A 12,953-nucleotide genomic window follows, 5' to 3' on the forward strand; every position below is an offset into this window, starting at 1 on the left:
GCGCGGCTCGCCCGCAGCGTGTACGCCGTTGGGATCGCATCATGGGCCTCAACGCCCGCAACCAGCTGATCGCCCGTGCGAACCCACCCCAGGCCGTCCGCCTGGTGAACGACAAGGTGGCCACCAAGCGGGTCCTGACCGCGCACGACGTGCCGGTCGCCGACACCCTGCTGGTCATCGACTCCCGGTGCATGCTCGCCCGCACGGACTGGGCCGCACTGCCGGACTCGTTCGCTCTCAAACCGAGCCAGAGCCTGGGAGGTTCGGGGATCCTGCTGGCCGCCCGGCGCAACCCGGCCGGTGACGGGTGGGAATCCGCCTCGGGCCGCCCGATCACCGTCGGCGACGTGCGCGAGCACGTCCGCTGCATCCTCGACGGCGAGTACTCGCCCCGCGGTGACGACGTCGCTTTCGTCGAACCGCTGATCCGCGCGCACCCCGTGCTGGACGACATGTCGTTCCGCGGGCTGCCCGACATCCGGGTCATCTGCGTGGACGACCAACCTCTCACCGCGATGCTGCGGCTGCCCACCTCGGCCAGCGGCGGGCGCGCGAACCTGCACCAGAAGGCCATCGGCGCGTCCGTGGACCTGGCGACCGGGACCGTCGAGCGAGCCTGGATGGGCGGGGACTCGATCGACACCCACCCCGACACCGGCAACCGGCTGACCGGGCGCCGGGTCCCGCACTGGGAGACGGTGATCGACGCGGCCCGCCGCTGCTCCGCCGCGACCGGCCTGCGCTACCTCGGCGCCGACGTCGTCGTCGACGCCGACCGCGGACCGATGTTGCTGGAGGTCAACGCCCGGCCCGGCCTGCAGATCCAGAACGTGACCGGGCGCGGGCTGCTCGACATCCTCCCGCCGGACGTGGCGGCATGACCTGGCAACCGGAGAACGGGTGGCCGTGGCTGATCGGGCGCTGGGCCGTCGCGACCGGCGCCGGCGCGGTCCTCGGAGGTGCGCTCTGGTTCGGTGAACCCGGATCCGACCGGACGCTCGAGCTGGAACCGACCGCCACCCGCGAGGTGGTGCTCGACCCGCAGGAACAAGCCGAGCTGAGCAGCCTCGTCCCGGACGTCGGGGTCCCGGACGACCCCACCACAGACGTCGACGAGGACGAGCGGTCCCTCGCGGACGACGCCGACCGGTCCGTGTCCGACAAGCCGCCTCCCGACGACGCGACCGACCGACGCGACACCCTCGGTGACTCCGATGACGGTGACTCCGGCGGCGGTGACCCCGACCGTGGCGAGTCCAGCGACGGCGGCACCGGCGAGTCCGACGACGGCCGATCGAGCGGCGCCGACTCCGAAGGGGCGCGGGAGTCCGACAGCGCCGACGCCGACGACACCGACCAGGAACCGGCGGATTCCGACACGGACCGGGACTCCGACACCGACCGGGACGGCGAAGACGAGTCCCGTGACGACGAGGAGGGCGACTGATTCCGTGGACCCCCGACCCCTACCCGCCACTCGAATCACCCATGGAGGAACAATGTTCACCCGTACACTGCGCACCGCAGCCGTCACCGCGATCGCCCTGCCCCTCGCCGTCGGTCTCGCTCCCGCAGCCCATGCCGCCGACCTGGAGTGCCGCGGCACGCTCGGCGCGGTCACCGTCGCCGGCAACCTGCTGGTCCCCGACGACTCCACCTGCACCCTCGACGGGACCACGGTGCTCGGGTCGATCGTCGTCAAGTCCCGGGCCACCCTCGTGGCCACCGGCATCGAGACCAATGGCAGCATCCAGGGGGAGAGCCCGGCCCGCGTCGACGTGCGCGACTCGCAGCTGGGTAACAGCATCCAGCTCCGCAAGGGCGGGCCGGTGTTCATCTCTGCGACCACGATCACCGGCGACGTCGCGCTGGAGGAAAACCTCGGCCAGGTCGAGCTGACCGGCAACGACATCGTCGGCAGCGTGCAGGCCAACAAGAACACCGGCGGCCTGGTGATCACCGGCAACGTCGTCGGCAACGGCCTGCAGTGTCAGGACAACTTTCCGCCGCCCGCCGGCGGCGGCAACGTCGCGAAGCAGAAGCAGGGGCAATGCCTGAACCTGTGACCGCACCGCGCTCCGGCCGGGGTCGCCGAGCATCTGGCGCAGCCGGGCCAAGCATCGAGCCTGGTCGGCCTGATACTGCCCACCGGGCGGTCGAAGCGGCTCGTGACCACGGCGCTGTGATTCGTCGAAGTACAGGCCGAGCAGCAGCTCGCGGCGAGTTGCCCGATGGCGAGCAACTCGTCGGTGAGCTGCAGCAGGCGTTCGAGGTCGGCCGGGTGCCGTGCCGCGGCCACCGTGTTGACGGCACCGCCCGAGGCCGCGACCGAGGGGATCTCGTCCGCCGCTTCCGGGGACGGGAGGCCGATCAGGACTGCATCGTGGTCCGGGCCATGCTCATCCGGGACAGTGACCGCGATCCCGAACTGGTCGGGTCCGGGCCGCCGCCGCACTGGTACGGCGCACCCGGCTCCTGGTGTGCGACGCGGCAGGCATCGGCAGCGCCTGCGTCCTGACCCGCCGAGCCGGCCGGCGCATCCCGATGCTCGGCTCTGTGATTGCGCTGCCCGCCGTGGCCGCCGCGCTGCCCTCGCTCGCGCAGGAGGAGGGCGACGACCGCGACCCGCTGCTCGGAGAGTGCGAGGTGGTCCTCGAGCTCAACCCCTGCGCCCGTGTCTCGGTCGAGAAGATCGACGCCGAGTCGTGGTATCCGCACGCGCTGGACACACTGGGTCGGGGGTGCGTGCAGCAGGTGCTGCGGGACACCGCGACGCTCGTCGCGGACGGACTTGGCCGCGCCGATCTGACCGTGCGGTCGTCGCCGCCGGTACGAGAGGCGAGGGGGAGGACGGTGAGAGCGACTGACAGCCAACCTGTGTGCAGCGGCCCCGCCCAGGGATCCGGACGGGGCCGCGCGGGCTGGGCGCCCGGATCGGCGCTCGGGGGTCAGGGCTGGGCGCAGGCGCCGTCGCCGGCGCAGCCGAGCTGCACGGTCTGATCCGACAGGGGTGTGACTGCTGGCGGACCGGCGGCCAGCAGCGCACCGCCCAGGGCCGTCGCGACGGGCACGGCCAGCACGGCCAGGGGCAGGGCCAGCCGGGACCGCAGCGTCCGGCGCACGGGCGGGTGGGACGTCGTCGGACGTGGGTACCGGTTCATGGTGTCCACCGTGGTCTCCGTTGATGAAATGACGGTGCGCACAAGATGAAGCCTCGATCATCTGCGTCCCCGTACGGGTGAAGGGTCGTTCATCGGAACCGCATCCCGCCCTCATGAGACGTGCCTAACGTCGGCGCCGTGCTGATGTCGACCCCCCGCCCCAGGAACTTTCGTCCCCTGCCCGCCGCGGTCACCGCGGTGCTGGCCGTGGCCGCTCTCGCGGCAACCGTGTTGATCATCTTGCTGCTCCCGGGCGGCCTCGACACCGCGGGTCACCGGGCCGAGATCGGGGAGGAGGAGATCGTGCGGGTCACCGGCCCGGACGGGTCCGCGACGGTAGTGCTCGCGCAGATCAGCACCGGGGTGGCCGGATCGTCGATCGACACCGTGCTGGCCGACGAACTCGGCCTGCCGCGCACCGAATCCGACCGGGTCACCGTGACCTCGGCCTACGGGGTACAGATCCGCGACCGCGTGCCAGCCACGGTGCAGCTCGCCGGCCAGCCGCAGAGCACCCGCCTGGTCGCCGTCGACCGGGAGCCGGACGAGCCTGCGCTGATGATCGGCCGATCCGAGTTGGGCGGCCTTCTCGTCCGCCCGGGGATGCGGTTGCTGACCACTCCCGGAGCCGAGCGTGACGCACCCGCACTGGGAGCGCTGCTCACCTCCAGCACCGCCCTCGACGCCGTGCAGGTGCTGGCGCTGATCCCGGTCGCGGCACTGCTCGTGGTGCTGCTGCGCGCCGTGGTCGGGCTGCGCACACTGGGCACGTTCTCCCCGGGTGACGCCCCGTGCACGCTCGGGAAGACCGCGGCGGTATTCCGCGGCGCCGCGGTCTCGGTCCTCGGCCTGCTCGGCGCCGGCACCGCCCAGGCATCCCACGACGGCGGCTACGGCAGGGGATACGGCAGCGACGACTTCCGCACGGTCTCCTACATCAACCCCGACATCGGTGCGGCCACCGGCGTCGGCCACATCAGCGCCTGCCCGGACCCCGACGGCGCCGGCCCGCAGTTCGCCCGCCTGTCCCAGGACCTCGGCATTGTCGGAGTGGGAGATCGACCCGGCGACGTCGAGTACCACGCACGCGTGTACGACAACACCGCCACCGCCGCCGGGCAGCAGGACGTCCGCTGGGGTCTGGACGGCGACCTCGACGGCCTCGACCGTCGCGGCATAGACGGCACCATCACCGTCAATCGGTCGGCCGACGGCACCGACGGCGGAGCCCGCGACTATTCCTACAGCGGCCGCTGACCGATATCAGCCACCAGGCGGGAGCGGAAACAGGCCACGGCGGCGACGAGCTACGGCTATTGCGATGTGACGTCACCGCCCCGCGCTTATGCCCAGGTGTAGATGATCTTGATGTACCTGATCGGTGAAGAATGCGGGACCCGGAATTGCGATAGGTCCACCGACCTCGGTTGCTCCGGTGCGGGCGGCTACGGCCATCACCTCCGCCAGCACCGGATCGTCCCGTGGAATGTCGACCACCGGTCTACCGTCGATGGCGCGGATGTCGACGGCGCGGCCGACCGCGTGGTTGGAGACACGGCTGCGTGGAAAGACGGTTCCGGGGTGTCCGGTCACCGCCACCTGGATCTCCAATTCATAGGAGTCGGCCAGTGCGGCGACCACGGTGAGGATCCCGTCGGAGACCCGTCGTTCCTCGATGTCCCTCCGCGCCGGGCCGTGCAGCTCGACACCCGGGGTGTCGAGCACGGCCTGTCCGACGGGCGTCGGCCCGTCCGGCCGGGCGGGCACGACATCGGGACGTGCAGGATCGATCGATCCGGACACCCGCCATCCGGCGTCGTCGCGGACGGCGCGAATGTCGACGGTGACCTCGCGGGTCGTCGTCCCCAGCTGTTGTCGCGCGGCCACGATCACGCTCGCTGACCGTTCGGTGAGACCGCCCAGCTGCGGATAGCGCACGGTCGTCACCGCGGCGGGCGTGTCCACGTCCAGTAGCGGACCTGCGAGTACGGCAAGATCGGCTGGGTAGCCCGCCGCGACCACGCGCGCTGCCGGATCCCGTGACTCCCCGGCGCTCCAGCTGCCCACCCGCTCGACGAACCCGCTGGCGACCTGTTTGATCTCCGCCTGCTCCTCCTGTCCGGACGGACGCCAGCCCGTGTCGGGGGTCGCCGGGGCTGTGGTCGCCGGCGGTGCGGACGGTGCAGCGGCCGTTGTCGGGGCCTGCCCGCTCCCGCGCACGCCGACAACGAACGCGAGCAGGCAACCGGCGATGAGCAGCACCGCCAGCAACCCGCGGCCCATTCCCGTGGACGGCACCTGGATCACGTTCTCGCCTCCACGGGGAGCGTCGTGCCGAAGCGTCGTACCCATCGGCCGTCACGGGTCCGCACGTCCTCGAGCGGCGACCAGCCGAGGCCCCGGTAGAAGGATTCGGCAGGTCCTCCGATCTCGGTGACGAGCTCGGCGGTCCGGACCCCGGTCACGGCGCACCGCGCGAGGAATCCGCGGACGAGTGCGGCTCCCGCGCCCTGGTCGCGGGCGGACAGGTCGACCGCGATCGCACTCAGATCGGCGACGCGACCTTCCGGCCCGCCGACGGCCGCCGGGGTGCGGAGTCGGCGCGTGTACCGCCTGAGCCGGGTGCGGGCGAAGAGCAGCAGCGTCCTGGGGCGACCGGCCAACGCGAGCGCAGCGCACCCGACCAGGGCGGTCCGGTCACGTGTCAGCAGGTCTCGCACCAGTGCGGTCCGGTGGGTGGCGCCAAGGAGGAAGCCCACGACGGTGGTCCCGTCGCGGTCGATGCGCTCGCAGACCAGCACCACTCCGTGCTGACTCCGCACCACGCCCTGGTGCCAGCGTCGGACAAAGCGCGGTCCCAGGCGGGGGAACAACCCCACCGGCAACTCGGTCACGTGCAGCAGCGCCGTCCGTTCCAGGTCCGCGACCGTCGCATCTCGCACGCGTACCGCCCGGTTCACTGCGGCCCCCGCGCCGTGATCGCCGCCAGCGTCGTCTCGGGCCGGATGCGGTGCTCGACGAAGATGCCGTGCCAGATGAGGAAGACCAGCAGGGTCCACAGGCGGCGGCTGTGGTCGACGGTTCCACCCCTGTGCTCGTCCAGCATCCGTTGGACAGCGGGCAGGTCGACGAGGTGTCCCGCGCCGGACGTGCGCAGGATGTCGCGTGCCCACGGGTACATCTCCCCGCGCAGCCAGAGCCGGGCGGGGACGGGGAAGCCGAGCTTGCGGCGGTGCAGGACGTGCGGCGGGACGATGTCGCGCAGGGCCCGGCGCAGCCCGTGCTTCGTCACATCGCCGACGATCTTCTCGCTGGTCGGCAGACCGCGGGCCACCTCGAAGACGTCGCGGTCCAGGAACGGGACCCGCAGCTCCAGCGAATGCGCCATGGTCATCTTGTCGGCCTTGACCAGGATGTCGCCGCGCAGCCAGGTGAACAGGTCCAGGTGCTGCATGCGGGCAACCGGGTCCCACCCGGCCGAGTGCCGGTAGTGCTCCGCGGTGACGTCGGTGTGGTCGCGTGTGGGATCGTGCCCCCGCCACACCGCCGCCAGCTGATGGGGCTGGAACGTGCGGGCGTTGCCGTAGTAGCGCTGTTCCATTGGCAACGCTCCGCGGCGCAGCAGGTCCTTGCCCCGCAGGCCGTCGGGCAACAGTCTCGAGACCCGGCCCAGCGCCGCCCGAACCGACCCCGGCAGGTACTCGAAGCCCTTCAGGGAATTCGGTTCGCGATAGACGCGGTAGCCGCCGAACAACTCGTCGGCCCCCTCACCGGACAGCACGACGGTCACCTCGCGACGGGCCTCCCGCGCGATGAACCACAGCGGTACCAGCGCGGGGTCGGCGACCGGGTCGTCGAGGTACCAGACGATCGACGGCAGCGCGTCCATCACCTCCGCGGCCGAGACCGTCCGCACCACGTGTCGCACACCGAGCAGGTCGGCGGTCTCCGCGGCGACGTCGACCTCCGAGTAGCCCGGTTGCTCGAACCCTGCGGTGAAGGCGGTGATACCGGGGTGGTGCTCCCGCGCGAGCGCGACGATCGCCGTGGAGTCGATCCCGCCGGAGAGGAACGCCCCGACCGGGACGTCAGAGCGCATGTGTATCGCGACGGAGTCGCGCAGGGCGTCGGCGATCCGACGGTGTATCGCCGGGCCTGCCCCACCCCGGTTGTGGAGGACGGGGGTGAACCAGCGGTCGTGGCTGGGCGTCCCGCCGGGGTGCACGGTCAGCAGCGAGCCGGACTCGATCCGCCGGACCACCCGGTGCAACGAGGCGGGTTCGGGCGCGTACTGCAGGACCAGGTAGTCCTGCGTGGCGGCCGGGTCCAGCGCGAGATCGTCGCCGGTGAGACCGAGGGTGGGAGCCAGCGCGAGCAGAGACTTCTTCTCGCTGGCCAGAGCGATGCCGCCGGGCCCGGCCGCCCAGTACAGCGGCTTGATGCCGAAGGCGTCGCGGGCGGCGGTGAGCGTCCGCTCGTGCCGGTCCCACATCGCGAAGGCGAACATCCCCCGCAACCGTGGAAGCGCTTCCCGTCCCCAGTGGTGCAGGGCCGTGACGAGCACCTCGGTGTCGCCGTCGGTGACGAAGACGGCCCCGTGCTCGGTCGCCAGCGTGTCGCGCAGCTCGATGTAGTTGTAGATCTCGCCGTTGAAGACGATCGAGTACCGGTCGGGATCGTCGGGCGGCCCCCAGAGCATCGGCTGGTGCGACCCGGTCACGTCGATCACGGCGAGGCGGTGGAATCCGGACACGACGTCGTCGTCGTGCCAGGTGCCGTTCTCATCGGGACCGCGGTGGGCCATGCACGGCAAAGCCTCCCGAACGGCTTCGAGTCGGTCGGCCGCACCACCGGCGGGCGCGAGGAAGGTCAGCAGTCCGCACATGCTGCGCTCACCTCTCCGTCGAGGTCTCGGGGTGATGCGGCGAAGGGGCAGCGGAGCGATGGTGGGCGCACAGGGATCTCCTGGAATGCTGCACGGGACGGTCGTCGCCGGATCGATCGCGGACGTCATGGGCCGGAGGCCGGTCGACGGCGCTCGGATGCGGCGATGGACGACCGCCGACGGCAGTCGGCTGATCGGGTGGTGTGCGCGTCGACAACGTCCGGAAGGACGGCGACGCCGATAGCGGCTCTATGCCGCCGCGAGGCGTGAGGGCGGGCCGCGCGTCGGTACCACTCCGGGCCGGTACTGGCTGCTCAGCTGTCCGGATCGCGGCGCGCGGCGCACGCGGGACCGGTTCGGCGTCCGGTGCGGGGAGTAGCCCAGCACTCGTGACCACCCACGGCCGAAGGCCGCTATGAGGACCGCGACGATCTGCTCGGCGAACGAGACCACGGCGACGATGGCGATGGCGAGGACGATCTGGATCAGGGTGACTGCGACGTCGATGTACCCGATCCCGCCCGCAACGGCGTGCTCCAGTGGTCCGTGGGGAATGAGTTTGGCCGCAGCGTGCACAGCGGGCTGGGCGACGATGCAGGCGCTGACGAGGGGCAGCAGGCCACGATCGCGTCCTGCCATCCACACCCGGACCACTGCGACGATCAGCGCGATGAGTCCGAGTGTCGCGACGTGCCACGCCGATTCGCCTGCCGCCGCGTCGGTCGCCATCGTGGCCGCGACCGTGAACCCGGCGGCGGCCGGCAGGTGCCGGCGCGGAGCCGAGACGATCCGACGGCGCGAGCTCACGCACGTGACGATACGGACACCCGCACCGGGTCGCAGTGCCGCCCTCACCTCAGCTCGGCACCGGCAGGAGGACGATCGACAGCTCGAGGGCCGGCAAAGCAGAGACGTGGAGCTGACCGCGCGGTGGGGTCCGATGATCACTGCCGTCAACCGAAGGTCGTGGGTGCAAATGGCACCAGGTCGGCTTCACGCCCGCGACTGTGAGGTGTCGCGGCCGGGTGCTCGTGCCTCGGTGATCCGGCGGAGGAGCCGCAGGGTGGTGGCAGGGCCGAGATCGGGGAGGTAGGCCCGCGCGATCGCCGAGCCGACGGCCGGTAGCGCTGCCGCGTCGGGGTAGAGCATGTGCAGCGGGCGGTACTCGGGTTGGAACTTCGCCTTGAACGCCAGCAGTGATCGGAACCCGTACACCGGCTCGAGCGCTCGGCCGGACGTGTCGAGCAGCCGCTGCAACGCATCCGGCTGCTCGCCCCGGTCGAGGCGGGCCAGCGGCGCGCCGGACAGGCTGAGGAAGGCATACCCCTCGGCCTGGAACTGCTGGGCGGCGGAGGCGATGAGGAACTCCATGACTCCGCGGAAGCCGGTCTCGCGGCGACGCATGAAGTCCAGCGTCCAGCCGACGACGACACCGGCGTCGTGCACCGGGAGCCAGCTGGTGATGCCGTGGACCGTGCGATCCGCGTCGACGGCGACGAGGCAGCGGACTGCGTCGTCGGCCAGCTCGTCGATCCCGCCGAGGGTGAACCCCATCTCGGGCAGGCCCTTGTCGCCCACCCACTCCTCGGAGATCGCACGGACCTGGTCGACGATCGCGAGTGGTGCCTGGCCGAAGATCAGCTGTTCGGCGGTGATCCCGGCCTTGGTCGCCTTGTTCAGCGCGGAGCGTACGTCCTGCCATTTCTTGCCGGTGAAGGCGAGGCCGGGCAGCGGGACGACGGTCTCCTCGGCGACCTGAACGGCCTGCCATCCCAGCGACTGGGCGCGGGCCCGGACGTCGTCGTCGACGCTGTAGAGGCACGGCGTCCAGGCGTGCTCGGCGCAGAAGGCGGTGAATGGCTCGATCGCGTCCAGGCGCCGCTCGGCGTCGCCGAACGGCCCGCCGGTGGTGAGCGCGACCCGCCCGATCACTCGGTAGCCGAATCCGGCCCGGCGGTCGGCGGTGAACCAGTAGCTGTTCCCGGTCCAGGTGACCAGCCAGGACAGGGTCGACCCGCCGCCGCTGGTCAGCAGGTCGCGGGCGGCCTGGGCGTCACCGGAGACGATGCGGGTTCGAGTGACGAGCCAGAGCGATCCGGCGAGGGCGACGGACCAGAACACCACGCCGGTCCACTCGTAGAGCACGGTGGCGGCCACGCCGACCGGCAAGAACGCGATCTCCAGCTCCCCGAGGTAACCCGAGGGCAGGAACCGGGTCGGGAGGTCGACCACGAGGTCGGCGAAGCCGGGGACGGGTGAGAACTGGTCCCGCAACAAGTACCCGATCACCACGTAGGAGACCGACACCGCGACGAGGGTGACGGTCACCGCGCGGCTCCACCCACGGTAGGCCCGGGCCGGGGCGGTCACGCGGAACCGCGCTCGGGTCGCGGCGAGCAGGGCCACGACGGCGAGTGGTTGCAGGACGGTCGTCGCGACGCCGGTGTAGAACTGGGCATCGGTCGCGCCCCCGAACGCGACCAGCCGCTCGGTCGGTGTGCTGGCCGTGAGCACGGCGAGGGTCACCCCCAGCAGCGCGAACAGGATGTTGATCCCGACCGCGCCCCACCAGGCGAAACGGCGGCCGCGGCGCAGCCCGTCGGCGAGCACGACGAGCACCAGGACCGGCAGGACCGACATCACCGCCGGGCCGACGCCGCCCAGGCGCAGCCGGAACTGCAGGCCCAGGCAGTCGTCGACGGTCAGCGGGTCGGCGCAGATCGCCTCGACCGTCGCCGGGTCGGGGGGTGGGGGCAGGACCAGGAAACGCAGCACCGACAGCGGGCCGATGGCCGTTCCGGACAGGGCCGCGAGCAGCGGTCCCACCGCGGAGGCGGCCACGACGAGCGCGACGAGCGTGCGGATCTCCGGGCCGGTCGCGGTCAGCGCGAGGCGGCCGCGGGGACGCCCGAGCAGCAGCGGTCCGGCGGCGAGGCCGACCAACCCCCCGGCCAGCCGGAGCACGTCCTGCAGGGAGCCGGAATAGAGGGCGAGCATGACGAGCACGACGAGCAGCAGGATGCGCAGCCGGCGTCGCCACAGCGCGCCGAGGCGCGCGCTCGCGGCGAGCGCGGCACCGACGGCGGCGGTGGAGGGGCCCAGCGCGAGGTCGGTGGCCAGCCGGTCCGCCCAGGGGTCCGCGGCCAGCGTCCCGAGTGCGACGAGTCCGGTGCCGGCCAGCGCGCCGGCGACCTGCGTGACGGCGAGCAGCGCGGCCGTGCGCGCGGAGCCGACCCGATGTTCCAGGGGCGCGACGAGGAGCAGCAACAACAGCGTGGTGGCCAGGTACCCGACCAGTCCGGAGCACCAGAAGCCGCTGGACAGCGGGGTCCACCAGCGGCCGGCGCCCAGGCTGGGAACTCCGGCCCCGACCAGGTCGCGCAGTCCCGTGGCGGGTCCGCCGAGCAGGCTTCCCGTGAGCGCGCCGACTAGCCACACGACGGCGACCAGTCCGAGCGTGACGGGGGCCTGGCGCAGGATGCGCAGCAGCCGGCGTGCGGGAACCCCGGTGAAGCGGCGCCGCAACCGCCCGGGACGCGGCGCCCGCACCAGGGGCGGCTCGGTGGTGGGCATCGGCTGGTTCTCCTCGGGGTCGGGTGCGCCCGTCACGGGGTCAGACCCGTGCGGGTCGCGAGCCAGGGCAGGGACGTCTCCAGGCCGGGCGCCCACACCCGCCAGTCGTGCCCACCGGGCAGCTCCCGATACTCGATCTGCATCCCGGCCCGGCGCGCGGCGTCGGCGACCTGCTGGGCCTGGGGACGGAAGAGGCTGTCGCCGCTGCCCACCACGACCGTGCCGGCGCTGCCGGGATAGCTGCGGGCCGCCAGCAGCTCCAGCGGGTTCACCGAGGCGAAAGCCGCGGCGTCACCGCCGAACGCGGCGGCCACCGTCCGGGCCCGGTCACCCAGCGTGGGTTCAGACTGACCGGACACGTCGACGAAGGTGGGGAAGGTCTGTGGGGCGTTCACCGCCAGCTGCAGGGCGCAGGTACCGCCCGCGGACAGCCCGCCCACGGCCCAGGACGCCGGGTCGGGATCGACCTGCAGGGTCGCGCGGACCCAGGCCGGCACGTCGACGGTCAGGTAGGTCTGCACCGCGCCGAGCCGGGAGTCCAGACACAGCGTGTTGGTGAACGGGGCCCCGAGCCAGTCGGGCATGACGACGACTGGGGCGAGCCCGCCGTGCGAGGCGGCGAAGCGGTCCATCATCGCGGACAGCCCACCCCCGTCGAGCCAGTCGCGCGGGGAGCCTGGCTGGCCGCTGAGCAGGACCAGTACCGGGAGCTGCGCACGTGGCACGGTCAGGTGCGCGGGAGGCAGGTAGACCCACGCCGGTCGCGCCGCGAAACCCGACACCGGCGCCGGGATCGCCACTTCCGACACCGTGCCGGCGGAGGGCATCCCGGGCGGCGGCTGCCACACCTGCGACAGCGGGCGCCCCGGTTGACGGGCGACGACGTCCGCGGCGCCGGTCGAGACCTGGGCGAAGTCGACCTGGTTGGCGGGCGGCAACCCCAGGGCGGCGCCGACGGTGGGGAACTGGCCGAAGTGGGTGTTCACGGCGTTACCCGCGGCGGCGAGCACCAGCACCGCGGCCACAGCTGCGCCGGTCCGGCGCGTCCAGCCGGGGCGCCGGGCCGCCGCCGCGGCGAGACCGACCGCGAGCAGCACGGCCCCGAGGGACCACCAGACCACGATCGGCAGGGGATCGGGGAACGGTTGCAGCACGGACACCGCGACCCATCCGATCGCGACGAGGCCCGCGGTGCCGGCCACCACCAGTGGCAGGACCCGGGTGAACCAGCCCCGGTCCCCGCCCAGCAGCAGCAACGCCAGCAGGGCGGCCGCACCGGCCAGCGACAGCGCGACCGGTAGTGCGCCGTCCACGAGCGACCAGTCCACGGCCCT

At 72.3% G+C, this 12,953-nt stretch carries 12 protein-coding genes; 5 read left to right on the forward strand and 7 right to left on the reverse strand.

The window, feature by feature from the left end; genetic code table 11:
- Nucleotides 1–41 precede the first annotated feature (41 nt).
- From I4I81_RS02710 to I4I81_RS02725, 4 genes are all read left to right on the forward strand, one after another.
- On the forward strand, nucleotides 42–881 hold the full coding sequence (locus I4I81_RS02710; RefSeq protein ID WP_226363707.1) for a sugar-transfer associated ATP-grasp domain-containing protein: 840 nt from the start codon (nucleotides 42–44) through the stop codon (nucleotides 879–881).
- Nucleotides 878–1,447 carry a hypothetical protein gene (locus I4I81_RS02715; RefSeq protein WP_218602036.1) on the forward strand — a complete coding sequence of 190 codons (570 nt, stop codon included), beginning with the start codon at nucleotides 878–880 and terminating at the stop codon, nucleotides 1,445–1,447. Before I4I81_RS02710 ends, I4I81_RS02715 begins: the two co-directional genes overlap by 4 nt.
- Nucleotides 1,448–1,499: 52 nt before the next feature.
- On the forward strand, nucleotides 1,500–2,066 hold the full coding sequence (locus tag I4I81_RS02720) for a hypothetical protein (protein ID WP_218602037.1): 567 nt from the start codon (nucleotides 1,500–1,502) through the stop codon (nucleotides 2,064–2,066).
- 412 nt (nucleotides 2,067–2,478) lie between these two features.
- Nucleotides 2,479–3,000, forward strand: coding sequence for a hypothetical protein (locus tag I4I81_RS02725; RefSeq protein ID WP_218602038.1), 522 nt, complete (start codon nucleotides 2,479–2,481; stop codon nucleotides 2,998–3,000).
- On the opposite strand, the gene I4I81_RS02730 is transcribed toward I4I81_RS02725, so the two are convergent.
- Nucleotides 2,949–3,161 carry a hypothetical protein gene (locus tag I4I81_RS02730; RefSeq protein ID WP_218602039.1) on the reverse strand — a complete coding sequence of 71 codons (213 nt, stop codon included), beginning with the start codon at nucleotides 3,159–3,161 and terminating at the stop codon, nucleotides 2,949–2,951. The genes I4I81_RS02725 and I4I81_RS02730 overlap by 52 nt on opposite strands.
- 144 nt (nucleotides 3,162–3,305) lie before the next feature.
- On the opposite strand from I4I81_RS02730, the gene I4I81_RS02735 reads away from it, so the two are divergent.
- Nucleotides 3,306–4,418 (forward strand): 7TM domain-containing protein, encoded by a 1,113-nt coding sequence (locus I4I81_RS02735; RefSeq protein WP_225924888.1) that lies wholly within the window; start codon nucleotides 3,306–3,308, stop codon nucleotides 4,416–4,418.
- A 72-nt stretch (nucleotides 4,419–4,490) separates the two neighbouring features.
- On the opposite strand, the gene I4I81_RS02740 is transcribed toward I4I81_RS02735, so the two are convergent.
- The 6 genes from I4I81_RS02740 to I4I81_RS02765 all read right to left on the reverse strand — a co-directional run bounded on the left by I4I81_RS02740 (nucleotide 4,491) and on the right by I4I81_RS02765 (nucleotide 12,947).
- The gene (locus I4I81_RS02740; RefSeq protein WP_218602041.1) at nucleotides 4,491–5,468 is read right to left on the reverse strand and encodes a hypothetical protein; all 978 of its coding nucleotides are present in this window, start codon (nucleotides 5,466–5,468) and stop codon (nucleotides 4,491–4,493) included.
- Nucleotides 5,465–5,983, reverse strand: coding sequence for a GNAT family N-acetyltransferase (locus I4I81_RS02745; RefSeq protein ID WP_218602042.1), 519 nt, complete (start codon nucleotides 5,981–5,983; stop codon nucleotides 5,465–5,467). Before I4I81_RS02745 ends, I4I81_RS02740 begins: the two co-directional genes overlap by 4 nt.
- A 134-nt stretch (nucleotides 5,984–6,117) precedes the next feature.
- A complete protein-coding gene (asnB, locus tag I4I81_RS02750; RefSeq protein WP_218602043.1) occupies nucleotides 6,118–8,046 on the reverse strand; it encodes an asparagine synthase (glutamine-hydrolyzing) in 1,929 nt (642 codons plus the stop codon).
- A gap of 249 nt (nucleotides 8,047–8,295) precedes the next feature.
- Nucleotides 8,296–8,775 (reverse strand): hypothetical protein, encoded by a 480-nt coding sequence (locus I4I81_RS02755; protein ID WP_218602044.1) that lies wholly within the window; start codon nucleotides 8,773–8,775, stop codon nucleotides 8,296–8,298.
- Between the two features lie 264 nt (nucleotides 8,776–9,039).
- The gene (locus tag I4I81_RS02760; RefSeq protein ID WP_218602045.1) at nucleotides 9,040–11,655 is read right to left on the reverse strand and encodes a bifunctional lysylphosphatidylglycerol flippase/synthetase MprF; all 2,616 of its coding nucleotides are present in this window, start codon (nucleotides 11,653–11,655) and stop codon (nucleotides 9,040–9,042) included.
- Nucleotides 11,652–12,947, reverse strand: a complete 1,296-nt coding sequence (locus I4I81_RS02765) for an alpha/beta hydrolase (RefSeq protein WP_218602046.1) — start codon at nucleotides 12,945–12,947, stop codon at nucleotides 11,652–11,654. Before I4I81_RS02765 ends, I4I81_RS02760 begins: the two co-directional genes overlap by 4 nt.
- Nucleotides 12,948–12,953 lie beyond the last annotated feature (6 nt).

The sequence above is a fragment of the Pseudonocardia abyssalis genome (genome assembly GCF_019263705.2).
Taxonomy (GTDB): domain Bacteria; phylum Actinomycetota; class Actinomycetes; order Mycobacteriales; family Pseudonocardiaceae; genus Pseudonocardia; species Pseudonocardia abyssalis.

Bases quoted from the DNA above. Each gene is read 5' to 3' on its own strand.
- I4I81_RS02710 (WP_226363707.1), top strand. From the start codon at position 42: ATGGGCCTCAACGCCCGCAACCAGCTGATCGCCCGTGCGAACCCACCC.
- I4I81_RS02715 (WP_218602036.1), top strand. From the start codon at position 878: ATGACCTGGCAACCGGAGAACGGGTGGCCGTGGCTGATCGGGCGCTGG.
- asnB (WP_218602043.1), bottom strand. From the start codon at position 8,046: ATGTGCGGACTGCTGACCTTCCTCGCGCCCGCCGGTGGTGCGGCCGAC.
- I4I81_RS02755 (WP_218602044.1), bottom strand. From the start codon at position 8,775: ATGGCGACCGACGCGGCGGCAGGCGAATCGGCGTGGCACGTCGCGACA.
- I4I81_RS02735 (WP_225924888.1), top strand. From the start codon at position 3,306: ATGTCGACCCCCCGCCCCAGGAACTTTCGTCCCCTGCCCGCCGCGGTC.
- I4I81_RS02720 (WP_218602037.1), top strand. From the start codon at position 1,500: ATGTTCACCCGTACACTGCGCACCGCAGCCGTCACCGCGATCGCCCTG.
- I4I81_RS02730 (WP_218602039.1), bottom strand. From the start codon at position 3,161: ATGAACCGGTACCCACGTCCGACGACGTCCCACCCGCCCGTGCGCCGG.